Source organism: Paenactinomyces guangxiensis, assembly GCF_016055185.1.
GTDB classification, from domain to species: Bacteria; Bacillota; Bacilli; order Thermoactinomycetales; family Thermoactinomycetaceae; genus Paenactinomyces; species Paenactinomyces guangxiensis.
The window spans coordinates 141,345-164,917 of the sequence record NZ_JAECVR010000001.1; the positions used below are offsets into that span (position 1 = coordinate 141,345).

The following is a 23,573-nucleotide window of genomic DNA, read 5'->3' on the forward strand; positions in this document are numbered from 1 at the left end:
AAACCCTCAGATCCAAATCGCAGTGAGGAATCTGAGGGTTTCCTTTAATATTCAAACATCTGTATGTGGAGATTGTCGGAAGCATCAGCCATCGCCAACTCGTTCTCCAATTTGTTTATCACCTGGCTGTAGTAATTGGAAGCCCGGTCGATCTGACCTGTCTGTACTAAATCTTCATACGCCTGGTAACATTCTTTAAGCAATAGCCGTCCTTTAAATTGTTCTTCGCTTAAAATGGACGGGCGGCCATCTCCCTCTTCATTGTAAAACATTTTATACCGTTCCAGATAAGCGTCATAGGAAAAGAAATCAGGATTCATCCATCCTCAACCTTTGCTGTTTCATTTGCTTTATCAGTTGATATTTTTTCTTGTCCTATCCTTAATTATGCAATCACCCATTATTTGTGAGGTGAAAACCAAAATCAGATCACCTTGTCAATCAGGCCATACTCTTTCGCTTCTTGCGCAGACAGGTAGAAATCACGGTCTGTATCCTTTTCCACTTTCTTCAAAGGCTGGCCTGATCGTTCGGCCAGGATACGGTTAATCATATCCCTTGTTTTTAAGATTTGTTTCGTTTGAATATGAATATCGGATGCTTGCCCTTGTGCCCCTCCCCACGGCTGGTGGATCATCACTTCGGCATTGGCAAGTGCCATTCGCTTCCCCGGCGCACCTGATGCGAGCAACAAAGCTCCCGCCGAGGCAGCCATCCCGATGCATATAGTGGAAACATCGGGGCGAATGTGTTGCATAGTATCGTACATCGCCATCGCCGCAGTCGTCGATCCCCCCGGAGAGTTGATATAGAGATGTATATCCTTCTCAGCATTCTCTGAAGCAAGAAATAATAGTTGGGCTACGACCGAGTTGGCGATCGCATCATCAATAGATCCCCCGAGAAAAATGATCCGTTCTTTCAGCAGCCGGGAATAAATATCATAGGCGCGTTCACCACGGTCAGTCTGTTCCAGTACGGTGGGAATTAAGTTCATTTGTTTATCCTCCCTCCATCATGCTTCACGCGCTTTCAAGTGTGATGGTTTGCTTTACACTCCGGAAAACAAGTGTTTTTCCTTGAAAACGATCTTCTCAGGCAGCAAGAGAACATTTCGGGCCGGTACCGGACTGGTGAACCTTACCAAATCCTGAAGAAACCTGCGTGATTTTCAACGGCAAGCTTCCTTTTTTTGGCTCCAGTGTCCAGGTGGAAATCAAAGGTTCCGTTTTACTGTCACCTTTTCGCTTAAAAGGGATCACATGAGACGATTTTTGATCTGTTTTCTGATACGAAGCTTCTCTTGAGGCCGTCAAAGAGACCACCGGACATTTACTTTTTTGGCTCATAGCTCTCTTCCTTTCCGGGTTTCGGATATACGGCTAACACCACCTGGTAAGCCGTCTTCGACTGATGAGCAGGCTGATATTTAGCCGCCAACTTCTTCAACAGGTCTACATATTCCTGTACAAATTCCTGGCGCTCCTCTTCATTCCTCAAGAAAATTTGCGTTTGCAAGGTAGCGCTGGGGATTTTCTCATCTTGATCCGACTGTTCCATCAATTGAAGAGTATCCTTTTTGATACGCTCTGTCGCATGAATAAGGTGGGCAAGCGAGCTCTGGTCCTTCAGTTGCTGCAAGGCATGTGGACTGAGTCCCAAAGTATCGGCCAGCAGAAAAGAACGGGCGACTGATTGATATAAAACTTCAACCAAATTTTTAACCTGGCGAGTGCCCACCTTGCGGACTAACCCTACTTTTTCCAGCGTTTTCAAATGGTAATTAATCCGCTGTGGCGCCTCATTCATCAAGCGGGCCACCTCAGCTGCCGACGCAGGTTCCACCAGATGGGAAACAATCTCCCCGCGCAGAGGATTCAATAAAGCTGTTGCTTGTTCCGGCAACTCAACCACATATGTTTCTAAAATATCTGGCATTATCTTCACTCCGTGAAAATAATTTGTTTCGTACAAATATATTATTACGAAAATGATTCCGTGTCAATACATTTCCGCCTGTTCACAGGAAAAGTTTGTATCAAGGTGGCTATTGGCAACACAATTTAACATACTTGCGCAAGAAGTCTCCCGCTTCTACAAGCGTGAGATGAATTGGGCTTTGTTTGGTATCCCCTTCTGGGGATACTTAGAACAAACTCTTTTCCTAAAAGAAGGAAAAAAGCAATACGTGTCGAAATTCATCATGCGAACATGTGTACCTTGATCACTGAGTCATTTGGGGGTGTGGTGAGGAGCAGCAGTCACCACGTAAAATGATTCCTGCAAGACCGTAAATAGGACCTATAGAGTACAACGTATCCTACGGATTGCTAATGCGAGAAGTAGTAGATGGTCCGGTACGGTGGGAGAGGATCATTGCAAAAAGAACCTCTGATCACCAGGAATTGAATACCAAATAAAGGAGTGAGGCCCTATGAGGAAGGCGTACAAGTTTAAGCTGAATCCCACCCCTGAGCAGATCAAGAAGATCAGAATGGACTCTTTTTTTCATGTGCCGCTGGCTGTATAACTGTATGCTAGAGCAAAGAAAGAGCGCTTATAAATATCATGGAATTGCACTTACAAGCCACCGAGCTTCCTTCCGTCAAAAAAGAATGTCCGGAGTTTAAAGAATACGCTGGTAAGAAAGTAGAATGGGTGGACCCCTGAAACACATCACAGGCTTGCTCGAAATGTGGGGAGATCGTGAAGAAAAAAACTAGGAGAACGCATCCATCGTTGCTCTTGCGGATATACCGCAGACCGGGATGTGAACGCAGCACGGAATATCCTAAAAAAAGCAAAGGGTTACATTCCCGAACGACCCGGTCAACTGGAATTAAACCTTGCTTAGGGCATGGAACGCGCCTTCGAATGGTAGTGGGTGGCTACACCAGATGAAACGAGAAGTTCGCCATTTCAATGGCGAGAGGTTCACTCCAAGTTGGAGTGCTTTTTAAAAGCGGAGTCATGATCAACCGTGTTTAAGGACGCATAGTGTAAACATACCGCATCAAACAAAATGTGGGTGCACTGGTCAAACAGGGACCCGAGAGGCTGTACACTTGCCTGTTCCCCTGTGCGGCGATATTTGGTTGCCGCAGGAACATGCAGCGTATAAGTTGCCAAACCGGCCAGCTCCGATTCAGGATTTGTGGTGACAGCAACGACAGGACAGCCGAGTTCCCGGGCTTTTCTGGCAACCAACAAAACACTCTGGGTTGTTCCCGAGCCTGAAACGGAAACCAGAACATCCCCTTTTTCCAGAGCCGGAGTAATGGTCTCGCCAACCACAAATACATTTGCACCCAGATGCATCAGGCGCATCGCAAAAGATTTCGCCATCAATCCTGAGCGGCCTTCACCTGAAACAAAAATCCTTTTTCCCGATTGAAGGACAGAGGTGAACTCCGCGATCGCTTCCTTTTTCAGCTTACTCAGAACCGTATCGATCTCATTCATGATGGTAGTAATATCACTCATACCGAAGTTCCCCCTTCTGCCGATGTAGTCAACGCTTTGATCGTACGGGCAGCCAGAACGGGGTCCTGAGCCTTTGTAATTGCAGACCCAATAATCACAACAGACGGCTGAACCTTTGCCAGAGATGGCAGAGATTCAGCGTTAATTCCCCCCGCCAGGGCCACTTTCCGGTTTGTATCCCGGAACCGGGAGCCGGGCAAATGAATGCCTGCCAAGCCTTGTTTTTGCCCGGTGATTTCTTGCTGATCTTTACTCACATGCGCACAAAAGATCGCCTCGCGGTATACAGTTAATTTTTCCAACTGATCATCTGAAGTGTTCAGCAGATCAATCATTACCTGCTTCCCGTGTTTCACAGCCACATTCATACATGTTTCAATGGTGACGACGGGAGAGGCTCCCATAACAGTCGCAACATCGGCTCCCGCAGCATAACACATTTCAAATTCATATGCGGCATTGTCAAATGTTTTTATATCGGCAACAATCGTTTTGCCCGGAAACTCCTTACGCAAAGCCCTGACACTTTCCATGCCAAACTCTTTGATCAGGGAAGTTCCCACTTCAATCCAATCAATATACGGATAAACCCGTTTGGTGATGGCAATCGCTTGTTCAATCGTGAACCGGTCGAGAGCAAGTTGTATTTTCATAGAGTTTTCACCTTTCATGATTCTTGGTCGTTTTTACGGCATTGGCGCATAAATTCAGTTAATCTGTCCCTGGTTGGAAGGCCATCCATATCACCGGGGGACATCACGGCCAAAGCGCCAATCGCGTTTCCACGCAATACGGCTTCCGCGGTCGATAATCCATCCATCATTCCGCTAATCAGACCAACCGCGAAACCGTCTCCGGCCCCGACTGTATCAATCACTTTTTCCACCGGATATCCTGCAACCTCTTGTTCTTCATCAGCCGTTCGGAAATAAGCTCCCTGAGGGCCCAGCTTAATGGCGACAAGCTTCACTCCCTTATCAAGGAAAAAGGCGGCAATATCCCTTGGCTGTGAATATCCGGTTAAAATTTCGCCTTCTGATATACCGGGCAATACCCAGTCAGCCTGGACGGCAAGTGATTGAATGATACGAATCATTTCTTCCCGGCTGCTCCACAACTGCGGGCGCAAATTGGGGTCAAAAGAAATAGTTTTTCCGGCTGCTTTCATCACGGAGAGTGCATGTTGGGCAAACGCACATGCGGTCCGGGAGAGCGCAGGCGGAATTCCTGTCATATGCATGTGGCGTGCCGCAGTAAAATAGGGGGCTGAAAAATCCCCGGTACTGATATGGCTGGCCGCCGATCCTTTGCGAAAATACTGCACTTGAGGATCACCTGTGACCACTTTTGACTTGAGCTGAAAGCCGGTGGGATGGTTGGCATCAACTGATACCTGTGATGTATCCACTTGTTCATTTTTTAAGGTTTCAACGATATATTTGCCAAATGGATCATTTCCGACCTTACTTACCCACCCGACTTGATAACCAAGGCGTGACAGTCCGATGGCAACGTTCGTCTCAGCCCCTGCCAGATTTCGTGTAAAATGCTCCACCTGATGCAGCTCGCCGATTTGATCCGCAATAAATAAGGCCATTGCTTCGCCAAAAGTAACAATATCTAATGATTTCATTTACGATCTCCCTTCTTCAATTCCATCCCGATAGCTAAGCTACAAAATGAAATCAGTTTTACAAGACTCTATTTGTGAAGGCAAAGCACTTATTTTATTAAAAATGAAACCGATACCATCAGTAAATCAAATGGACCGGATAAAACAAGATAAGAAGAATTACAGACCTTTCACAGAAGGTGTAGAGCCTCTGATGATTAACTTCCCGGCAAAAGCAATATTTTGCGAAGGAGAGTGATCACCTTCAAGGCGGCGAAAAATTCGTTCCATCGCAGTCACCCCAATTTGATAGGTTGGCTGGGAAACCGTCGTAATACCCGGCCCGATGAGATCAGTCCACTCCATCTCATCAAATCCGGCGATCGCAACATCATCGGGAATACGCAGCCCTTTATGTTTTAGAGCATGAATCAATTTGAGCAGAATAACCCCATTGGCAGCAAATATTGCCCGTTTGCCTTCCCGGGAACTCTCCAAAAAACGTTCCAGCTGTTTCAATAACGGCTCCGCCTGTTGCAGATCTGCTTCATACAAATCAGCCACGGGGAAACCATATTGAATAAGTATGTCTTTAAAGGCATTAGCCCTTTCCTGACGGGTACTGACTCCTTCTAGAGGTTCGGTGAAAAAGGCGATTTGCTCGTATCCCCGGTTTATCATAAACCGGATCGCCTCTTTGGTTGACAGTTCGTTATCGACACCGACCGTATCCAGTCCCAATTCCGGGACTTTCCGGTCAACAAGGACGATGGCTGTATGTTCTTCAGCCAACTGGCGCAGAAACTGATTATTTCGTCCGGTTGTATTGATCAGTAAGCCATCAATCCGGCGTGACTGAAGCATAAAGATATATTCCCGCTCTTTGGCCGGGTCGTTATCAGTATTGCAAACCATGATACTGTAACCCCGCTGCTTGCATACATCTTCCGCCCCTCGCAGTATAGCGGTTGAAAAAGGATTTGTGATATCGGCGATTACCATGCCAATCAAATAGCTGCGATCCTGTTTCAACCCCCGGGCCATCTGGTTGGGCCGATAGTTTAGCTCCCGGATTGCTTCTTGAATCCGGTTACGGGCATTTTCTGATAAGATGTGATATTGCCCGCTTAAATACCGGGAGACCGTTGTTTTTGAAACCCCCGCGGTATGTGCCACATCTGTAATTGTTACTCGTTCTGTCAGTTTTTTTCTGATACTCTTTGCCATTTGCCTAACAACCTTCCGGTAACGGAATTTATGGAATCGGTTTCATGAAATCGGTCCCATTGTAGTACAAACTTTAGTCAGTGTAAAGACCTTGAATGAAAAAACTGCTCAAGAAAGCCATCCGGCATTACAGACTGGCATTTGGCAGGAGAGAACAATCCAATATCTATTTGGAAATATTATACAATATTGTATTATTTTTTGGTCAAATTTGTGATCAAGTGTTAATCATTTCATGAAAACATAATGAAGTCTTTCAAAACCACATAATTTCACGTCTGCACTCTGCTATGATGAGGAAAATGCTTCAGATTTCGGTTCAGAAGAGAGGTGGGGCCCGTGACTAAGCGGATCAAACCGTTTTTAAGGTTAGGATTTATCATGATATCCGTCTTTCTGTCAGGCGGGTGCAGCAGATTGACAGTTCTTGATCCAAAAGGACCGGTAGCGGAACAACAAAAAGACTTAATTCTTTGGTCGATTGGGTTCATGCTCCTAATTATTGCTGTCGTCTATGTGTTGTTTACATGGATTCTTGTGAAATATCGGGAGCGTAAGAATCATAAAGGATATAACCCCCAGCAGGAAGGCAGCAAGATTTTGGAGATTGTCTGGACACTTATTCCGGTTCTCATCGTGATCGCACTGGCCGTTCCAACTGTGAAAACGATTTATGCACTGGAACAGCCTCCGAAAGAAACGGCTCATAAAAAGCCGTTAGTCATTCACGCGACCTCGGTAAATTGGAAATGGATTTTCAGTTATCCGGAACAAAACATCGAAACTGTCAATTATATAAATATTCCGAAAGGTCGTCCGGTTCTGTTTAAATTAACATCAGCTGATTCGATGTCTTCCTTTTGGATTCCCTCCCTGGGCGGACAAAAGTATGCGATGGCCGGTATGGAAACCCAGCTTTACTTACAGGCAGACCATATCGGAACGTATGAAGGAAGAAATTCAAACTTTAACGGGAGAGGATTTGCAAAACAGGAGTTTACAGTTAAAGCACAGACAGAAGAAGACTTTAACCAATGGATTAAAGAAACGCAAAGCAAGGCTCCGAAACTTACGAAAGCTCGATATGATGATTTCATGCAGGAAGGTCATTCGCAGGAAATGAGTTTTTCTTCCACGCATTTAGAATGGGTTGATCATGCAAAGGACCCTGAATATGCGCTCAGGGTGCGAAATCAGCTGGAGGATTCCCCGGAAACACCGAAAGAAAATCCTCATAAACATTCCCATTCGCATTCAGAGAGGTGGGCTGGCAAATGAAGTGGGACCAATTTTTTGTCACCGGAGACCCGCTGATTGCAGGTGCGGGTGTTTCCATTATCTTAACTGTACTTGGGATTATTTTTGTCCTGACATATTTTAAAAAGTGGAAATGGTTGTGGAATGAGTGGCTTACCACTGTTGATCATAAAAAAATCGGGACTATGTACATCATTTCTGCCGTTTTGATGCTGTTCCGAGGCGGGGTAGACGCCCTTCTGATGAGGACTCAGTTAGCCGTGCCGGGTGCCGGTTTTTTGAGTGCACAACATTATAATGAAATTTTTACGACTCACGGCACCATTATGATTATCTTCATGGCCATGCCGTTTTTAATCGGTTTGATGAACGTTGTGATTCCACTGCAAATCGGGGCGCGTGACGTTGCCTATCCGTATTTGAACGCCGTCAGTTTCTGGACATTTTTTTTCGGAGCGATGTTATTCAATATTTCATTCGTCATTGGCGGTTCTCCGTCAGCCGGCTGGACCAGTTATATGCCCCTTGCCGGCAATGAGATGAGTCCCGGACCCGGCCAAAACTATTATCTTCTCGGATTGCAAATTTCCGGGATCGGAACATTGCTCACAGGGATTAACTTTCTGGTCACGATTCTTAAAATGCGTGCTCCCGGCATGACTTTGCTTCGTATGCCGATGTTTACGTGGTCCACATTGATTACGTGTGTCATCATTATTTTCGCCTTCCCAATTTTAACAGTCGCCTTGGCACTGATGACCTTTGACCGTCTTTTTGGCAGCCATTTCTTTACACTGAGCGGCGGCGGCATGGACATGCTGTGGGCGAATTTATTCTGGCTTTGGGGACACCCGGAAGTTTATATTGTCATCTTGCCCGCATTCGGGATGTTCTCCGAAATTATCAGTACGTTTTCCCGGAAAACGCTGTTTGGATATAAAGCCATGGTTTATTCGATGGTTGTTATAGCCGGACTCAGCTTTGTTGTCTGGGTTCACCACTTCTTCACAATGGGGTCAGGAGCGGCGGTTAATTCCTTCTTCTCTATCACAACAATGGCAATCGGCATTCCGACAGGTGTTAAAATATTCAACTGGCTGTTTACGATGTATAAAGGAAAAATCGAGGTTACAACACCGATGCTCTGGTCACTCGGGTTTATGGTTAACTTTGTCATCGGTGGCGTGACAGGTGTGATGCTGGCCATGGGGGCTGCTGATTATCAATATCACAATACCTATTTCCTGGTTTCCCACTTTCATTATGTATTGATTGCCGGAACGGTATTCGGCTGTTTTGCAGGCTTACATTTCTGGTATCCGAAAATGGTCGGCCACAAGCTGAATGAACGGATTGGAAAATGGTGTTTCTGGCTGTTCATGATCGGTTTCAACATCTGCTTCTTCCCCATGTACTTCCTGGGATTGGACGGGATGCCGAGACGGATATACACCTATGATGCTGCTGACGGCTGGTTTGGTCTAAACGCAGTTGCCACTGCCGGCGCATTCTTGATGGGGATCGGTTTCTTTCTTCTCGTATACAACATGTACTATAGCTTTCGCTATGCAAAACGTGAACAAACAGGAGATGCCTGGAATGGACGCACTCTGGAATGGTCTACTCCAACGGCGATTCCCCCTCATTACAACTTTGCAAAAATCCCCGAAGTAACGGGTTTAGATGCGTTCTGGAGGATAAAACAGCAGAATAAACCATCAAACAATGAAATTGTTAAACCGATTCATATGCCAAGGAATTCCGGCCGGCCGTTTGTCATGTCTGTTTTCCTCTTCATCAGCGGTTTTGGCCTGGTATTTGAGTGGTGGTGGCTGGCCATTGGCGGTGCCATCGGTGCCCTGCTGTGTATGGTTCTCCGTTCCTTCGATTACGATGACGGTTATTATGTCAGCGTCGAGGAGATTAAAAAAACAGAACAACTATCTGTATAAAAGGAGGCGGGAAAGTTGGAACAGGCGTATAAGCACCATCAGCAACACGCAAATCCTGACACGCCTTTAGAATATCAATCTGAAACGGGAAGATTGAACATTCTCGGCTTCTGGATCTTTCTCGGGGCGGAAATCGCTTTATTCTCTACGCTGTTTGCAACTTATTTTGTCCTGATGGACCGAACCGCGGGCGGCCCTTTGCCGGGTGAGCTTTTTGAAGTTAAAGGCGTGTTGATAATGACCCTTTTTCTGCTGATGAGCAGTTTCACATGCGGACTGGCAATTCATGAAATGCGCCGCTTGAATCTGAAAGGGCTGTATGTCTGGCTGACCGTAACTCTGTTATTGGGAGCAGGATTTTTAGCGTTTGAAATAAACGAATTTGTTCATTACATCCATGAAGGCGTCACGTTATCCACGAGCGCTTTCTGGTCTTCATTCTTTGTCCTGACGGGTACACACGGTGCCCACGTAACATTTGGTCTCGGTTGGATCATTTTAATTATGATTCAGTTAAAGCAACGGGGTCTGACCGCAGCCACTTCCAGTAAAGTGTTTATTTCAAGCTTGTACTGGCACTTCCTGGATGTGATATGGATTTTCATTTTTACAGGTGTGTATTTGATAGGGATGGTGATGAACCATGGATAATCACAAACAGAGTCCATCACCGGCACATAACCATTTTCCGTGGAAACATCTCATTGGTTTTGTGCTTTCCATTGTACTGACGTTGATGGCACTATGGGTGGCCTTCCAATCCGGCCTTTCTTTAAAATCCATTCTGGTTATGATCGTCATCCTCGCTATTTTTCAAGCTGTATTGCAACTGCTTATGTTTATGCACTTAACAGAGGGCAACAGCGGAAAGATTCAAACAGGGACGATGCTTTATGCGGCTTTTATTGCGATAACCATCGTTGCCGGGTCCATTTGGGTCATGTCCTCAGGACACGCAGCACATGACGGAAAACAGAAAACACATGAAATGCACTCTGAATCGCCCGCCCGACTGGAAAACCATCAATAAGAAGTAAAAAAGAACCTTCCCCATACGGATGTCCCAAAACGTGTACTTCCGTTTTCGGGACATCCTGTTCCCCTCTTACCTGATCAGATCTTCCTGTGCCGACGTTCTAAAACCGGAGAAGCAAAAATTAAAAATGCTGCAACATGTGCAAAAATAATATTGCCTATAAAGATGATGCCAAATAAAAGATGAGACCATACACTTAATTCAGTGGTCACATAAAGGATAAAATATACCCACATCGCAACAATAAACGGAAGATGCAAAAGAGCCAGCCTTCTTCTCTCCGTCCATAAGAACAACGGTGTCGCGCTGGCTACAAATAAATAAACCATAAATACGCTCATGATCAGTCTCTCCCTTTTGAACAACTGAATGTGACAGGATTTAAAACTCTTTGTGAACATTGTGTTACATCCAGTATACCAAGAACAGGGAGACAATGTCATATATCTGTACAAAAAGGCTCCATTCATCCAATACACTCTATAACTCCATAAAATGGCCCAACATTCCGATATTTAAAAGCAGACATCATCGTTGAAGCTGTTCTTTTAAAGTATGTAAAAAGCAATGCGCTTGATCTAAGTAAAAAAGACGCCGGATCAGCGTCTTATAGAAAACAAGCTCTCCAGGAAAGCAAACAATAAGCCGAGTTCTGTACTCCGAGTGGTACAAGCGACGGCTTGTTCGTCTTCCACCCCTTGGAGTGGCAATCATCTGTCTAGGCCGTGTATTGCTACACGGCTCAAGCGACCTACCCGAGATCGCTGCGGGCAACAGCTGCACAAATGTGCGGATCTCCTATCAGGTCTTGCTCCGGGTGGGGTTTACCTAGCCAGCATGTCTCCATGCTGCTGGTGCGCTCTTACCGCACCGTTGCATCCTTGCCTGTGAGGCACAGCCTCCATCGGCGGTCTACATTTCTGTGGCACTAGCCTTAGGGTCGCCCCCACCGGCCGTTAGCCGGCACCCTGCCCTATGGAGCTCGGACTTTCCTCCCGTGGGACCTTGCGGTACACCACCGGCGATTGCCTTGTTTACTTTCCTCCGCAACAGAGGTAATTTTAACAAACGAAACGGTTTATATCAACAGGTAATTATCGGAAAATACAGCTTTAGTATCACTCTAATCCTATTTTTTTATTCAAAAAAAGCGAAATGGATTAGTATTAACCCGGGATGCATAGATCGGCACTGCTTTCTCCAACTTTTGCATGAGGACCTGACAAACGCGTTCCACCACAAGATGCTCCACATGATGGCCCGGGTCAATCACATGTAAGCCGTGGGCCAATGCATCCTGGGCCACATGATAGTCAATATCACCCGTAATGTAAACATCAGCTCCCGCACGTTTCGCATCCATGAAGTATCTGCCGCCGGAGCCACCCAAAACGGCAACAGATTGGACCTTTTGTTGCAGATCCCCTGTGATCCGCAATCCTTCAAGCTGGTACGCTTGTTTTACATGTCGGGCAAACTCCCCTAATGACACAGGTTGTTCCAATCGGCCCACCCGACCGAACCCTAAATCTTTTCCTTTGATCTCCAGAGGATATACATCATAAGCCACTTCTTCATACGGATGTGCATTCAACATCGCATCAATGACTTGCCGCTCGATCCTCTCAGGCACAACCGTTTCCAGGCGAATCTCTTTCACTTTCTCAAGCTGCCCCTGTTTGCCGATAAAAGGATTGGTTCCTTCTGTGGGCAAAAAAGTTCCCACACCCGGGGTGTTAAATGTACAGTGGCTGTAATTCCCGATCCAGCCGGCACCGGCTTCTCCGAGTGCCTGAAGCAGTTTGTCATGATGGTCTTCAGGTACAAAAACAACCAGTTTTTTCAGTTTTTCTTCCCCATAGGGGATCAGGACTTTTGTCTCTTTTAACTGAAGTTTTTCCGCCAGCACATCATTCACTCCGTCATCAGCCGCATCCAGGTTGGTATGCGCAATATAGACATTGATCCCGTGACGAAGCATTTTTGCAATCATTCGCCCTGCCGGTTGATCGGTGCGAATGGATTTTAACGGCTGATAAATGACCGCATGGTGGGCAACAATCCAATTGGCTCCCTTCTGAATCGCCTCATCGACCACCGCCTCAGTCACATCCAGGGTGACAAGCACTCCTGTTACAATCGTATTGGGTTCACCAATCTGCAAGCCGATACGATCATTTTCAATGGCTAAGGACGGGGGAGCGTATGTATCTATACACTGGATCAATTCTGCTCCGCGGACAGCCATGTCATCACCTTCTCCCATTCTTTCATTTCCTGTTCCAATTCCTCTTTTCTTCTCCGTGCTTCTTCCGACCTTCCATTTTCCAGTTGCCGCAAAATTTTTTGTTTGGCACGCCAATCTTCCAACAGCTTTTTCTTGAGAAGCGGGTGCTTCTTTCGCCATAAAATCGGACCGAGCTCCAACAGTTGTCCGGCAGTCAGTTTCGGATGCCGGTAGAGATGCTGTCCCTCGCCTGGTTCGGCTGCGATCACCTCATAAAAAATCCCGGCCTCTTCTACAATCGTCTCTTCAATGATTTGGAAATGGTTTTCATTTAGCCAAGTGCGAACCCGTCTGCCGCCGACATTGGGCTGTAGCACCAACCGTTTGATATGGGAGAGCTTTTCTTTTCCCTCCTCTAAGATTTGTGAAATCAACGCCCCGCCCATTCCAGCTATAACGACAACATCTATCTCATCCTGGTCCACAACAGATAACCCGTCACCAAGCCTGACTTCAATCAACGGTGAATACCCCATCATGGAAACACGGTGCTGTGCGTTTTCAAAGGGGCCAGGATTTATCTCCCCCACAATTCCCCGGCGCAAACGCCCTTGTTTGGCCAGATGCAGTAACAAAAAAGCATGATCTCCGCCGATATCAGCCACACGCATCTGATCGGGTATAAAATCTGCAATCGTTTGTAAACGATATGAAATCTGCCAATCATCATTCAGAAACTCCCGTTTCATCGTCTGCCAATCGTCCCTTCCCTGTTCCTGCGCCTTTCTATTATAGCATCACTCACAAATGCTCGGTGAGCATTCCTCCAAAACAGTAAAACAATCTCATTCCGGAGGCCTTTCGGATGCAAACGGCATAACTGGTAAACAGGGCAAACCCGGCAAGCATGGGCCTGCCGGATCTTTAGCCTATCCCTTTTTGTTTTTTTCTTTAAAATACAACCACTCCTGAAAGAAAGGAGTTAAATCTTTGCCGGCAACTTCATTCGCGACACGAATAAAATCACGGGTTGTTGCCGTCCGGTATTGAAATTTATCGTAATAGGTATGCAGAATCCGGATTACTTTATCTTTACCGATCTCATCCATCAAGTTAAACATCATCGCCGCCGGGCGAATATACACCATTAATCCATAGACGGAGTCCGGATAATCATAAAGTGAATCGGCAGATGTAACTCCGACTGCTTTGTGGATTTCGTTGGTTCGCACAGTGGCCCTGTTCAGAAGATCTTTTTCATCTTCTTTCATTTTCTCCTGCATGTAAAGAAACTCGGAGAAAGTGGTTAATCCCTCATCCAGCCAGGGCTCTTTCACCTGATTATTTCCCACAACACCGTACCACCATTGGTGTGCCAACTCATGGACAACAACGTTTATGGCCGGGCTGTGCCCTTTTCTTGTCGGAACTCTTGGAATTGAAGTCACCAGGCCGGGATACTCCATACCGGCGATCCCGTATCCGGTTTCACCCAGAACGACATCAACTTCCTTGTACGGATATTTCCCGAACTTTTCGCTGTAGAAATTCATTCCTGAAACAGCGGCATCGCGAAGAATCTGAGACACACCTTCCATTCCCTTGAGATACCAGAGATTTACCTCTGTATCCCCTGCCTTTCCTTTCAGCACCTTGTAATCTCTGGTTAACACCGCAACAAAATCACGTACATTTTCTTGTTTGATCGTAACCGGGGAACGATAATCCTTTGCCCGGTCATAACCGGTAGAGATAATTCGGTATCCTTGCGGGACGCGAAAGGTTACTTCAAAGTCGGACATTTGGGTATAGAACGGGTCACCAGTGGTCGTATAGGGTTCTAAATGCCATCCCTCTTGATCCTTCACGGCTAATATCGGATACCACTGTGCAAGGAAAGCCGTATTTTTATAAACGTTTAAGCGGGTGCCTCCGTATGGAAGGCGAAGGCGATAATCCATTTCAATTTTAGCAGATTTGCCAATCGGAAGAGGCTCGGGCAGCCTTACTTTCATAATGGTGTCCCGGATCTTTGCCTTGACCGGAGTCCCGTTTACTTTTACATGGGATACTTGAATATAACCGGGACGGCTTGGCTTTGACTCTTTCCCGTATTTCCATTTGTGAAAGGCGTTGGGATAAAGATGAAAATAAACCTCCGTCTGTGGCTCCGATCTCGTTTTCGGAAGCGAAACAGACATATGTCCGGTCACTTCATCTTTATGATGGTCATATGTGGCCTCTATTTTGTAGATCGGCCGGTCTGCTGCCGCCGTTGCCGATGGAGCTGTTGCTTTATGCCGGACGGGAGCTTCTCCGGAAAGCTGTCTCTCCGGCGGCAGATTTGCCAAGGTACTAACCAAAGCCATCATGACCAGGACAAAACTCATACTAAAAGAAAAAAACCGACGCTTCATCTGTCGATTCACCCCTGCAGTTAGAATCAGTTGTTCCTGAATAGGATGACCCAACTGCAGTAAAAATATGACAGGATTCCGGATCGGTTTTTAGTGGTTCCCTTCCTTCCCACTCTTTGATCTTTTTTTGGGGTCTGCCCCCGGCTGGAAAACGGGGCAAACAAATCGTCTTCCACGATGAGACCGGTTTTTACCCCCCGTCTGTTTAGAGGTTGCCCCTGCGCTCTTGCTCCCGTTCGATAGCCTCAAAAAGGGCCTTAAAATTCCCTTCCCCAAAACCTCTGGCTCCCTTGCGCTGGATAATTTCAATAAACAGAGTGGGCCGATCGACCAGCGGATTTGTAAAAATCTGCAAGAGATACCCCTCATCGTCGCGGTCAACCAGAATACTGAGCCGCTTTAAGTCTTCCGCCTTTTCATCAATGTTCCCGACTCTTGCTTTCAACTCTTCATAGTAAGTTTCGGGGGTTGAGAGAAATGGTACACCATTTGCCTTTAATGCTTCTACTGTTTTCACAATGTCATTGGTGAGGAGGGCGATGTGTTGCACCCCGGCTCCCCGGTAGAACTCCAAATACTCCTGTATTTGAGATTTCCGCTTTCCTTCCGCCGGTTCATTGATCGGGAATTTGACCCGTCCTTTTCCGTTGTGCATCACTTTGGACATTAAAGCGGAATATTCCGTGCTGATATCTTCGTCATCAAAATGGATCATTTGTTTAAAGCCCATCACCTTTTCATAATAAGAAACCCATTCATCCATCCGCTCAACATTGCCCACAATGTGATCAATGGCTACCAGACCTGTCGATTCTGAAGGAATCTCCAGGTCACAGGCAACAAATCCGGGGGCAAACAATCCTTCATAGTTTTTGCGTTCAATCAAGGTGTGTATGGTATCTCCGTAGGTTCCGATCACTGCTTTCCTGACTGCCCCGTGTTCATCTTTTTCTTCAAAAGGTTCTTTGATGACGATCGCACCACGTGAAGTCGCTTCCGAAAATGCCTTGTCAACATCGCTGACTTGCAGGGCAATATCTTTGACCCCGTCGCCATGCTTTTTCACAAATTCAGAAATCTCGTGATCCGGTGAGTAAGCGCCGCTAATGAGAAATTTAACCTTTCCCTGTTCGATTAAATAAGATACTTTTTCACGGCTCCCTGTTTCCAGGCCACAATAAGCAACGGGGCGGAATCCGAAGGTACGGCAGAAGAAGTAGGCAGCTTGTTTGGCGTTCCCAGTATAAATTTCAAGATAATCAACGTCAAGAATGGGCAAGAAATCGTCTTTCAGTTCTGCAGATACGGAAGAATCACGAAGCATACCATTTCCCCCTTATGATCTGTCTTTACTTTCAGATTAACTGTGAAAAAAAAACGACGCAAGCATCTACGGTGCTGCGCCATCGCTTTGTCGCAATGAAAGACTGCGGAATTCTTCAGGGATCATCGAGTAAACACAGGTGTTTTCCAATCGGTTGTCCACCGCCACACGACAATTTCGCAGAACGCCTTCCAATCGGTAGCCAAGCCTTTCCGCTACTTTACGGCTCCGTACATTTCTTTGATCACAGCGGATTTCAAGGCGATTCGCTTTTAAAATTTCAAAGGCAAAAACAGTGAGGCCCCGAACCGACTCTGTAATATATCCCTTACCGGTGTAACTCGTCCTGCACCAATATCCGATTTCAAACTTGGGGATGCTCCAATCCAAGCGATGCAATCCACTACTTCCGATAAACACACCTGTTTCTTTTTCAAACAAATGAAAACGAAGGTCGCTCCTCTCCAAAAACTTGCAATGCGCGCGTCGCACACTGGCTTCCGATTCTTCCTTTGTAGGAGGATGTTGTGCCCAGGGCATCCATGGCTGCAGGCTCTCCAGTGATTCGAGGATCGCTTCATTCACCGATTCTCCGTCTCCGGGCAGCGGTAAGCGAATCAATAATCTCTCCGTTTCAAAAGAATGGGGAAAGTCTTTTAAGATCGGGGGCAGTGGATCCATCTTTGGCTTCTCCATTTCTAAGTAAAATTCTTTATACCAAATTTTACAGAAAACAACCAAAAAAACAAACCGAACCTATGTTTAGATTCGGTTAGATTTAGATGTTTATTTATTGTTTTTTGGAGAACTGGTTCACATATTGTTCACGCAATTTATACTTCTGTATTTTACCACTGGCAGTCATCGGGTACTGATCCAAAAAAATAACTTGCGCCGGAATTTTATATTTAGCTATTTGATTCACACAATAGTTTATGACCTCTTCTTCCGTCAGTTGTACCTCTTCTTTCTTTATGACAAAGGCAATCGGGATTTCCCCATACTTTTCATCCGGCACACCCACAATCTGGACATCAAGGATTTTGGGATGTGTATAGAGAAATTCTTCAATCTCACGCGGATAGATATTTTCTCCGCCACGGATAATCATATCTTTCAAGCGTCCGGTTATCTTAAAATATCCCTGTTCATCCTGTACAGCCAGGTCTCCGGTATGCAGCCACCCCTCCCCGTCAATCGCTTCGGCGGTCGCTTCCGGCATCTTGTAGTAGCCCTTCATTACATGATAACCGCGTGTACATAGTTCTCCCTGCACTCCGGGTGGTACTTCCTTCCCGGTCTGGGGATCAATGATTTTCACTTCCACACCGGGCAGGCGTTTACCGACGGTAGCTACACGAATCTCAATCGGATCATCGGTTTTTGTCTGAGTAATGACCGGAGAAGACTCGGTCTGTCCGTAAGCGATGGTTAACTCTGTAATTCCCATCTCCCCGGTTACCCTTCGCATCACTTCGATGGGGCAATTGGAGCCGGCCATAATTCCGGTTCGCAGCGTACTGAAATCCGTGTTGGCAAAGTCGGGATGATTCAGCTCGGAGATAAACATCGTTGGTACCCCATGCAATCCTGTACATTTCTCCTGCTCAACAGCGTTTAAGACAGCTCCCGGCTCAAACATGGTAAGAGGAATCATGGTCGCCCCCACACTGGCACAGGCGAGCGTACCCAGTACACAACCAAAGCAATGAAAAAAGGGAACTGGGATACAAAGGCGGTCGGCCGGGGTCAGATTCATACACTCCGCAATGTTACGGGCATTATTCACAATGTTATAATGAGTCAGCATAACTCCTTTAGGAAAGCCGGTTGTTCCGGAAGTGTACTGCATATTAATGACATCATCAGGGGACAGAGACTGCTGTCGGGCATAAAGCTTCTCATCTGTCATTTCTGCTCCCATCTCAATCATATCTTTCCACAGAAACATGCCGGGATAGCGCTTTTCCCCCAGGAGAATCACATTTTTCAGCCGTGGCAACCGTTCTGACTTTAATTGTCCCGGGGCACATGTATTAAGCTCCGGGCAAATCTCAAAAAGCATATCCACATAACTGGTTCCGCGCACCTGTTCCATCAGGATCAGTGTCTCCGTATCTGACTGACTCAGGAGATATTCCAGTTCACGGGTACGATAATTGGTATTGACGGTGATCAGTACGGCTCCCATTTTACCGGTTGCGAACTGTGTAATCAGCCATTCAGGCTGGTTGGTAGCCCAGATGGAGAGATGATGACCTTTGTCTAACCCCAGCCTCATCAATCCTTTGGCTGCTTGATTGCAAACGGATTGAAATTCCTTATAAGTCCACCTCAATCCAAGTTCCGGATAAACAACCGCTTCTTTTTCCCCAACCTTCTCCGCTTGCCGGTCGAGAAGGCTGCCTACAGTGATGTTGATCAACTCTGCCATCTGTGCCCCTCCTTTGAATTGGATTCATATTGGGATTAGCAACCAATTTCCCGTGCAATAATATTTCGTTGGATTTCGGAAGTTCCCTCTCCAATTTCCGTCAGTTTGGCATCGCGGAAAAAGCGTTCCACTTTGTAATCATGCATGTAGCCCCAGCCGCCATGAATCTGTACAGCCTGGTTGCAGACATTCATGGCAACTTCGGATGCGTACAGTTTGCAAATAGATGCTTCTTTTGTAAATTTTCTTCCCTGATCTTTCAGCCAGGCCGCTTTATACACAAATGTTCGGGCCAGCTCAATCTGCATATGCATATCCGCCAGCTTATGCTGAATCGCCTGAAATTTGGAAAGAGACTGTCCAAACTGGATACGCTCGCGCGCGTATTTTAAGGCCAGTTCATAGGCTCCCTGGGCAATCCCTACCGCCATGGCACCAATTCCGATCCGCCCGCCGTCAAGGGTAATCAGGAACTGCTTAAATCCTTTGCCAATCTCCCCAAGGATCTCCTGATCGGAAACCCGAACATTTTCCATAATAAGTTCTGTTGTATTGGAACTGTGCAGCCCCATTTTGATATAATTATCTATAACACGAAAGCCTGGTGCATCTGTAGGTACAATAAAAGCTGTGATTTCTCTGGTATTTCCCATATTCCCCGTCATTGCCGTTAAAGCCAGAAATTTTGCGTAACTCGCATTTGTGATAAAACATTTTGAACCATTGATGACCCATTCGTCACCATCTTTAATTGCTCTGGTTTTTGTTCCGCCCGCATCCGATCCCGCATTGGGTTCGGTGAGTCCAAAAGCACCCAGTGTTTCTCCTTCACACAGCGGAACTAAATACTTTTGTTTCTGTTCTTCCGTGCCAAACAAATAGATGGGTGCACAGCCTAGAGAAATATGTGCAGAATAAGTAATTCCCGTTGAGGCACAGACACGGCTGAGTTCTTCCACAGCGATCGCAAAGCTGATGGAATCTGCTCCGCCCCCTCCGTACTCTTCGGGAAAAGGAAGCCCCATCAAGTTCAGTTTTGCCATTTTAGCGAAAACTTCTTTGGGAAACTGCTTTGTGCGGTCTCTTTCATCCGCACCGGGGGCCACTTCGCCTTCAGCAAAATCACGCATTAACTTACGGACCATTTTTTGCTCATCTGTCAGATCAAAATTCAATAGCCCCACTCCTTATGTCTATCTATTTGTTAGCGCTTTCAATAACATTATAGGTGTATTCATTACATTTCTTCAAGAATTTTTAGAAATCCCTATTATATTCGGTTTGACGGCCCATAAACTCATTTGCATCCGCGTGGGAAAAGGGATAAAATTGAATCAATAAAAGACTAAAAAATAAAAAAAGCACCCCGGATGAGGTGCTGCAAGAGATAGAAGCTGATTAATCGAGAAAATCCTTCAGGCGTTTACTGCGGCTGGGGTGACGCAGTTTACGCAACGCTTTTGCTTCGATTTGACGAATCCGTTCACGCGTGACACCAAACACTTTCCCTACTTCTTCCAGAGTCCGCGTGCGGCCGTCATCCAGACCAAAACGGAGGCGAAGTACGTTTTCTTCCCGTTCAGACAGGGTATCCAGCACATCTTTCAACTGCTCTTTCAACAGTTCATAAGCAGCCGCATCCGCCGGTGCCTGCGCGTCATCGTCCGGGATAAAATCACCGAGATGTGAATCATCTTCCTCACCGATCGGGGTTTCCAGTGAAACGGGTTCCTGAGCAATTTTCATGATCTCACGGACTTTTTCCGCACTGAGCCCCATTTCTTGGGCAATTTCCTCAGGAGCCGGTTCACGGCCTAATTCCTGAAGCAATTGTCTTGATACACGGATCAGCTTGTTGATTGTCTCCACCATGTGAACGGGAATACGAATTGTTCTTGCCTGATCGGCGATGGCACGGGTGATCGCCTGGCGAATCCACCAGGTTGCATACGTGCTGAACTTGAAACCTTTGCGAAAATCGAATTTCTCCACCGCTTTGATGAGGCCCATGTTTCCTTCTTGAATGAGATCCAGGAAAAGCATGCCACGACCTACATATCTTTTTGCGATGCTGACAACCAGCCGCAAGTTGGCTTCTGCCAATCTCCGTTTTGCTTCTTCATCGCCTTCTTCAATCCTCTTGGCAAGCTCCACTTCTTCTTCAGCTGATAACAGCGGAACCCGCCCGATCTCTTTCAAATACATGCGGACAGGGTCATTGATTTTCACTCCAGGTGGAACGCTTAAATCATCATCCAGGTAATCATCAGCATCGTCCCCATCGTTTTCACGACTATTATAATCTTCATCGGCATCATTCAGGACTTCAACACCTTGTTCGCTCAAATGCTCGAAGAAATCATCCATCTGCTGCGGATCCTGATCATAGGGGGCCATTTTTTCCATGATTGTTTTATAGGTGAGAACTCCCTGTTTTTTGCCGGTTTCCGTCAATTGATCTTTCACCTGATCCAGGTTTAAGTCCATTTCTGTATCTACATTTTGTTCGTTCGCCAAAGTATGTTTCCTCCTTTCTGATGAACTCGCTTAATTCATCCGCAATTGTAATTGTTTTCTCAGCCGGGTAATCTCCAATGACAGCTGGGCGGCTTTGACGGGTTCATCAGCACGCGATAATTGTTGAACCATTTTCTCTTTCTGCTCAATCTCTTTCAGAAGGGGATAATTGCGTATATGTCGGACGTAATCGAGAAGGGCTTCTTCGGAAACTTCGTCAGGTAACTCCAGCATGGCCAGTTCACTGGCTTTGGGAATTAAAGATTCATTTGGAAGGTAACGGATAAAACTTCCCGCGTCTTCAGGATACCCATGTTCGTAATAAGCGTAAAGATAGGCAGCTAATGCAGCATAAATTTCAGTATTAAAATCAGCGCCTAAATGACTCTTAACCCAGTCTGCAACCGCTTTGTCCCGCATCATATGTGCGATCAATAACATCTCCGACTTTTCGGCGACAGAAACAGGGTGTGATCTGCCGATCATACGTTTGCTAATCTCATGGTACCCATTATTCCACTTACTGTGCTCTTTATCCCTTTTGGCTTCTCTCCTTTTACGGCTTCTTCGCTTTCGTTGTTCCTCTTTGATGGCCTCCAGAGATAACTGAAACTCTTCCGCAAGCCGGCGCATATAGTGATCCTGTTCAATCGCCAGCGGTAAACCGCTGATCACATCGATTGCTTTCGCCAGGTATTTCATACGTTCGTCTTCATCCCGCAGGTTATAATCTTTTTTTAGACTTTCCAGTTTAAATGCGGTTAATGACAACGAAGCGGCCACGATTTCTTCTTTAAATGCTGTCCCTCCGTGGCGGCGAATATAATCGTCAGGGTCCATGCCAATCGGCATTTGTGCTACTTTTACCGTACAATCATGATTGCTAAGTATTTCCAACCCGCGTAAGGCCGCAGATTGTCCTGCACTGTCTGCATCATAGCATATTACCACTGTACTGGCGTTACGTTTGACCACCCTCGCTTGATCATCGGTGAACGAAGTACCCAGAGTAGCGATCACATTACGGATGCCCGACTGCCAGGCAGTAATCGCATCCATATAGCCTTCAAAAACAATGGCTTGTTGCTCTTTACGTATTTGATTACGCGCACGATGAAGGTTAAATAAATGATTCCCTTTATGAAAAAATGGCGTTTCAGGGCTATTTAAGTATTTAGGTTGACCTTCACCGATGATCCTCCCGCCAAATCCGATGATCCTGCCTTGAGAATCATGAATGGGAAACATAATCCTTCCACGAAAACGGTCAAAATATTTTTTTTGAGAAGGGGAGTCCCGAGTAGCGATCAAACCTGCTTTCTCAAGCAGTTCTTCTTGAAAGCCCCGGCGTTTAAGTATCTGGAGGAGGAACTGATATGAAGGAGGTGCAAAGCCTAACTGGAATTCTTCAATGGTGTCAGATGAGACTTCACGCTGCTTTAAGTATTCTCTGGCGGCAGTGCCGTATTCAGTATGAATTAATACATGGTGGTACAATTGAGAAGCCAAGTTCAACGCTTCCCTCATCTGCTGGCGCTCTTCCTCTTCTTTGCCACTGAGAGCGGGACCTGACTCGGGAATGTGGATCCCCGCCTGTTCTGCGAGGTGTCTGACGGCTTCGATAAAAGTCATTTGTTCGATATCCATCACAAATTTGATGGTGTCGCCACCAGCTCCACAACCGAAGCAATGAAAAATCTGCTTTTCCGGAGATACGGAAAAAGAAGGGGATTTCTCCGAATGAAACGGACATAAACCAAAATAGTTTCTGCCGCTTTTCTTTACCTGCACATATTGCTGGACGACATCTAAAATATCAAAGTCTCTGCGGATGCGTTCAATGATGTCATCAGGGATTCGTCCTCGCATAGAAAACCACTGCTTTCTATCCTATACCCAAATTTCTCTATCCGGAAAAGTGTATTTCCCACAATAACTTCTATCTATTCGCCATCATTCGTCAAAGTCCTTCAGATCTTTTGTGTGGAAATGATTTCCTATAATCTTGATGACTTTAATTGTTGGAATTCCTTATCCTCCTATTCTACATAAAAATAGGTTCTCCTTCTGTTAACCTTTTTTTACAA

24 protein-coding genes, 1 other RNA gene and 1 pseudogene are annotated in these 23,573 nt (G+C 46.0%); 7 read left to right on the forward strand and 19 right to left on the reverse strand.

All coding sequences use genetic code 11. The features are described from left to right. Positions 1–44 precede the first annotated feature (44 nt). From I8U27_RS00735 to I8U27_RS00750, 4 genes are all read right to left on the reverse strand, one after another. Positions 45–320 carry a hypothetical protein gene (locus I8U27_RS00735; RefSeq protein WP_181750395.1) on the reverse strand — a complete coding sequence of 92 codons (276 nt, stop codon included), beginning with the start codon at positions 318–320 and terminating at the stop codon, positions 45–47. A 104-nt stretch (positions 321–424) separates the two neighbouring features. Then, entirely contained in the window at positions 425–997 is a 573-nt protein-coding gene (gene clpP / locus I8U27_RS00740) for an ATP-dependent Clp endopeptidase proteolytic subunit ClpP (protein WP_181750394.1), read from the reverse strand. Between the two features lie 97 nt (positions 998–1,094). Beyond that, positions 1,095–1,349, reverse strand: a complete 255-nt coding sequence (locus I8U27_RS00745; RefSeq protein ID WP_181750393.1) for a hypothetical protein — start codon at positions 1,347–1,349, stop codon at positions 1,095–1,097. Then, positions 1,333–1,941: a winged helix-turn-helix domain-containing protein gene (locus tag I8U27_RS00750; protein WP_181750560.1), complete on the reverse strand. Its 609-nt coding sequence runs from the start codon at positions 1,939–1,941 to the stop codon at positions 1,333–1,335. Before I8U27_RS00750 ends, I8U27_RS00745 begins: the two co-directional genes overlap by 17 nt. Before the next feature lie 493 nt (positions 1,942–2,434). Here I8U27_RS00750 and I8U27_RS00755 point away from each other — a divergent pair, with 493 nt between their 5' ends. The 3 genes from I8U27_RS00755 to I8U27_RS21225 all read left to right on the forward strand — a co-directional run bounded on the left by I8U27_RS00755 (position 2,435) and on the right by I8U27_RS21225 (position 2,854). Then, the gene (locus I8U27_RS00755; RefSeq protein ID WP_181750392.1) at positions 2,435–2,530 is read left to right on the forward strand and encodes a helix-turn-helix domain-containing protein; all 96 of its coding nucleotides are present in this window, start codon (positions 2,435–2,437) and stop codon (positions 2,528–2,530) included. Then, positions 2,511–2,630 (forward strand): hypothetical protein, encoded by a 120-nt coding sequence (locus tag I8U27_RS21220; protein WP_374057897.1) that lies wholly within the window; start codon positions 2,511–2,513, stop codon positions 2,628–2,630. The genes I8U27_RS00755 and I8U27_RS21220 overlap by 20 nt, the downstream gene beginning before the upstream one ends. Before the next feature lie 101 nt (positions 2,631–2,731). Next, on the forward strand, positions 2,732–2,854 hold the full coding sequence (locus I8U27_RS21225; protein ID WP_181750559.1) for a zinc ribbon domain-containing protein: 123 nt from the start codon (positions 2,732–2,734) through the stop codon (positions 2,852–2,854). 80 nt (positions 2,855–2,934) lie between these two features. Here the strand turns inward: I8U27_RS21225 and hxlB are convergent, their stop codons facing one another. The 4 genes from hxlB to I8U27_RS00785 form a co-directional block, all read right to left on the reverse strand. Continuing rightward, positions 2,935–3,483 (reverse strand): 6-phospho-3-hexuloisomerase, encoded by a 549-nt coding sequence (gene hxlB / locus I8U27_RS00770; protein ID WP_181750390.1) that lies wholly within the window; start codon positions 3,481–3,483, stop codon positions 2,935–2,937. Then, positions 3,480–4,136 (reverse strand): 3-hexulose-6-phosphate synthase, encoded by a 657-nt coding sequence (hxlA, locus tag I8U27_RS00775; RefSeq protein WP_181750389.1) that lies wholly within the window; start codon positions 4,134–4,136, stop codon positions 3,480–3,482. The genes hxlB and hxlA overlap by 4 nt, the downstream gene beginning before the upstream one ends. Positions 4,137–4,150: 14 nt before the next feature. Further along, complete coding sequence (locus tag I8U27_RS00780; protein WP_181750388.1) at positions 4,151–5,116, reverse strand: sugar kinase; 966 nt, start codon at positions 5,114–5,116, stop codon at positions 4,151–4,153. A 159-nt stretch (positions 5,117–5,275) separates the two neighbouring features. Beyond that, entirely contained in the window at positions 5,276–6,310 is a 1,035-nt protein-coding gene (locus tag I8U27_RS00785; protein WP_181750558.1) for a LacI family DNA-binding transcriptional regulator, read from the reverse strand. Between the two features lie 351 nt (positions 6,311–6,661). Here I8U27_RS00785 and qoxA point away from each other — a divergent pair, with 351 nt between their 5' ends. From qoxA to qoxD, 4 genes and pseudogenes are all read left to right on the forward strand, one after another. After that, the gene (gene qoxA / locus I8U27_RS00790; protein ID WP_309506080.1) at positions 6,662–7,600 is read left to right on the forward strand and encodes a cytochrome aa3 quinol oxidase subunit II; all 939 of its coding nucleotides are present in this window, start codon (positions 6,662–6,664) and stop codon (positions 7,598–7,600) included. Beyond that, positions 7,597–9,531: a cytochrome aa3 quinol oxidase subunit I gene (qoxB, locus tag I8U27_RS00795; RefSeq protein ID WP_181750387.1), complete on the forward strand. Its 1,935-nt coding sequence runs from the start codon at positions 7,597–7,599 to the stop codon at positions 9,529–9,531. Before qoxA ends, qoxB begins: the two co-directional genes overlap by 4 nt. 15 nt (positions 9,532–9,546) lie before the next feature. After that, positions 9,547–10,182: a cytochrome aa3 quinol oxidase subunit III gene (qoxC, locus tag I8U27_RS00800; protein WP_181750386.1), complete on the forward strand. Its 636-nt coding sequence runs from the start codon at positions 9,547–9,549 to the stop codon at positions 10,180–10,182. Next, a pseudogene (gene qoxD / locus I8U27_RS00805) lies at positions 10,175–10,495 on the forward strand (cytochrome aa3 quinol oxidase subunit IV); the annotation flags it as partial. The gene qoxC and the pseudogene qoxD, both read left to right, overlap by 8 nt. A 149-nt stretch (positions 10,496–10,644) precedes the next feature. Here qoxD and I8U27_RS00810 read toward each other — a convergent pair. The 11 genes from I8U27_RS00810 to dnaG form a co-directional block, all read right to left on the reverse strand. Beyond that, positions 10,645–10,908: a spore morphogenesis/germination protein YwcE gene (locus I8U27_RS00810; RefSeq protein WP_181750384.1), complete on the reverse strand. Its 264-nt coding sequence runs from the start codon at positions 10,906–10,908 to the stop codon at positions 10,645–10,647. A gap of 285 nt (positions 10,909–11,193) precedes the next feature. Next, an RNA gene (gene rnpB, locus I8U27_RS00815) (RNase P RNA component class A) lies at positions 11,194–11,608 on the reverse strand. A 100-nt stretch (positions 11,609–11,708) separates the two neighbouring features. Beyond that, positions 11,709–12,815 carry a Nif3-like dinuclear metal center hexameric protein gene (locus I8U27_RS00820; RefSeq protein WP_181750556.1) on the reverse strand — a complete coding sequence of 369 codons (1,107 nt, stop codon included), beginning with the start codon at positions 12,813–12,815 and terminating at the stop codon, positions 11,709–11,711. Continuing rightward, positions 12,791–13,543, reverse strand: coding sequence for a tRNA (adenine(22)-N(1))-methyltransferase (locus I8U27_RS00825; protein WP_181750383.1), 753 nt, complete (start codon positions 13,541–13,543; stop codon positions 12,791–12,793). The genes I8U27_RS00820 and I8U27_RS00825 overlap by 25 nt, the downstream gene beginning before the upstream one ends. Positions 13,544–13,723: 180 nt before the next feature. Then, entirely contained in the window at positions 13,724–15,211 is a 1,488-nt protein-coding gene (locus I8U27_RS00830; RefSeq protein ID WP_181750382.1) for a M1 family metallopeptidase, read from the reverse strand. Between the two features lie 205 nt (positions 15,212–15,416). Beyond that, entirely contained in the window at positions 15,417–16,535 is a 1,119-nt protein-coding gene (gene hppD / locus I8U27_RS00835) for a 4-hydroxyphenylpyruvate dioxygenase (protein WP_181750381.1), read from the reverse strand. A gap of 66 nt (positions 16,536–16,601) precedes the next feature. After that, positions 16,602–17,207 (reverse strand): GNAT family N-acetyltransferase, encoded by a 606-nt coding sequence (locus I8U27_RS00840; RefSeq protein ID WP_181750555.1) that lies wholly within the window; start codon positions 17,205–17,207, stop codon positions 16,602–16,604. A 118-nt stretch (positions 17,208–17,325) separates the two neighbouring features. Further along, positions 17,326–18,969: an AMP-binding protein gene (locus I8U27_RS00845; RefSeq protein ID WP_181750380.1), complete on the reverse strand. Its 1,644-nt coding sequence runs from the start codon at positions 18,967–18,969 to the stop codon at positions 17,326–17,328. A 35-nt stretch (positions 18,970–19,004) separates the two neighbouring features. Beyond that, positions 19,005–20,144 (reverse strand): acyl-CoA dehydrogenase, encoded by a 1,140-nt coding sequence (locus I8U27_RS00850; RefSeq protein ID WP_181750379.1) that lies wholly within the window; start codon positions 20,142–20,144, stop codon positions 19,005–19,007. Positions 20,145–20,367: 223 nt separating this feature from the next. Further along, the gene (rpoD, locus tag I8U27_RS00855; protein ID WP_374057899.1) at positions 20,368–21,456 is read right to left on the reverse strand and encodes an RNA polymerase sigma factor RpoD; all 1,089 of its coding nucleotides are present in this window, start codon (positions 21,454–21,456) and stop codon (positions 20,368–20,370) included. 60 nt (positions 21,457–21,516) lie between these two features. After that, positions 21,517–23,355 (reverse strand): DNA primase, encoded by a 1,839-nt coding sequence (gene dnaG / locus I8U27_RS00860; protein ID WP_181750377.1) that lies wholly within the window; start codon positions 23,353–23,355, stop codon positions 21,517–21,519. Positions 23,356–23,573 lie beyond the last annotated feature (218 nt).

Bases quoted from the DNA above. Each gene is read 5' to 3' on its own strand.
- I8U27_RS00820 (WP_181750556.1), bottom strand. From the start codon at position 12,815: ATGGCTGTCCGCGGAGCAGAATTGATCCAGTGTATAGATACATACGCT.
- I8U27_RS00735 (WP_181750395.1), bottom strand. From the start codon at position 320: ATGAATCCTGATTTCTTTTCCTATGACGCTTATCTGGAACGGTATAAA.
- I8U27_RS00830 (WP_181750382.1), bottom strand. From the start codon at position 15,211: ATGAAGCGTCGGTTTTTTTCTTTTAGTATGAGTTTTGTCCTGGTCATG.
- I8U27_RS00745 (WP_181750393.1), bottom strand. From the start codon at position 1,349: ATGAGCCAAAAAAGTAAATGTCCGGTGGTCTCTTTGACGGCCTCAAGA.
- dnaG (WP_181750377.1), bottom strand. From the start codon at position 23,355: ATGCGAGGACGAATCCCTGATGACATCATTGAACGCATCCGCAGAGAC.
- qoxB (WP_181750387.1), top strand. From the start codon at position 7,597: ATGAAGTGGGACCAATTTTTTGTCACCGGAGACCCGCTGATTGCAGGT.
- I8U27_RS00845 (WP_181750380.1), bottom strand. From the start codon at position 18,969: ATGGCAGAGTTGATCAACATCACTGTAGGCAGCCTTCTCGACCGGCAA.
- hppD (WP_181750381.1), bottom strand. From the start codon at position 16,535: ATGCTTCGTGATTCTTCCGTATCTGCAGAACTGAAAGACGATTTCTTG.
- clpP (WP_181750394.1), bottom strand. From the start codon at position 997: ATGAACTTAATTCCCACCGTACTGGAACAGACTGACCGTGGTGAACGC.
- I8U27_RS00755 (WP_181750392.1), top strand. From the start codon at position 2,435: ATGAGGAAGGCGTACAAGTTTAAGCTGAATCCCACCCCTGAGCAGATC.
- hxlB (WP_181750390.1), bottom strand. From the start codon at position 3,483: ATGAGTGATATTACTACCATCATGAATGAGATCGATACGGTTCTGAGT.
- I8U27_RS21220 (WP_374057897.1), top strand. From the start codon at position 2,511: ATGTGCCGCTGGCTGTATAACTGTATGCTAGAGCAAAGAAAGAGCGCT.
- I8U27_RS00825 (WP_181750383.1), bottom strand. From the start codon at position 13,543: ATGAAACGGGAGTTTCTGAATGATGATTGGCAGATTTCATATCGTTTA.
- rpoD (WP_374057899.1), bottom strand. From the start codon at position 21,456: ATGGACTTAAACCTGGATCAGGTGAAAGATCAATTGACGGAAACCGGC.
- hxlA (WP_181750389.1), bottom strand. From the start codon at position 4,136: ATGAAAATACAACTTGCTCTCGACCGGTTCACGATTGAACAAGCGATT.
- I8U27_RS00810 (WP_181750384.1), bottom strand. From the start codon at position 10,908: ATGAGCGTATTTATGGTTTATTTATTTGTAGCCAGCGCGACACCGTTG.
- I8U27_RS00780 (WP_181750388.1), bottom strand. From the start codon at position 5,116: ATGAAATCATTAGATATTGTTACTTTTGGCGAAGCAATGGCCTTATTT.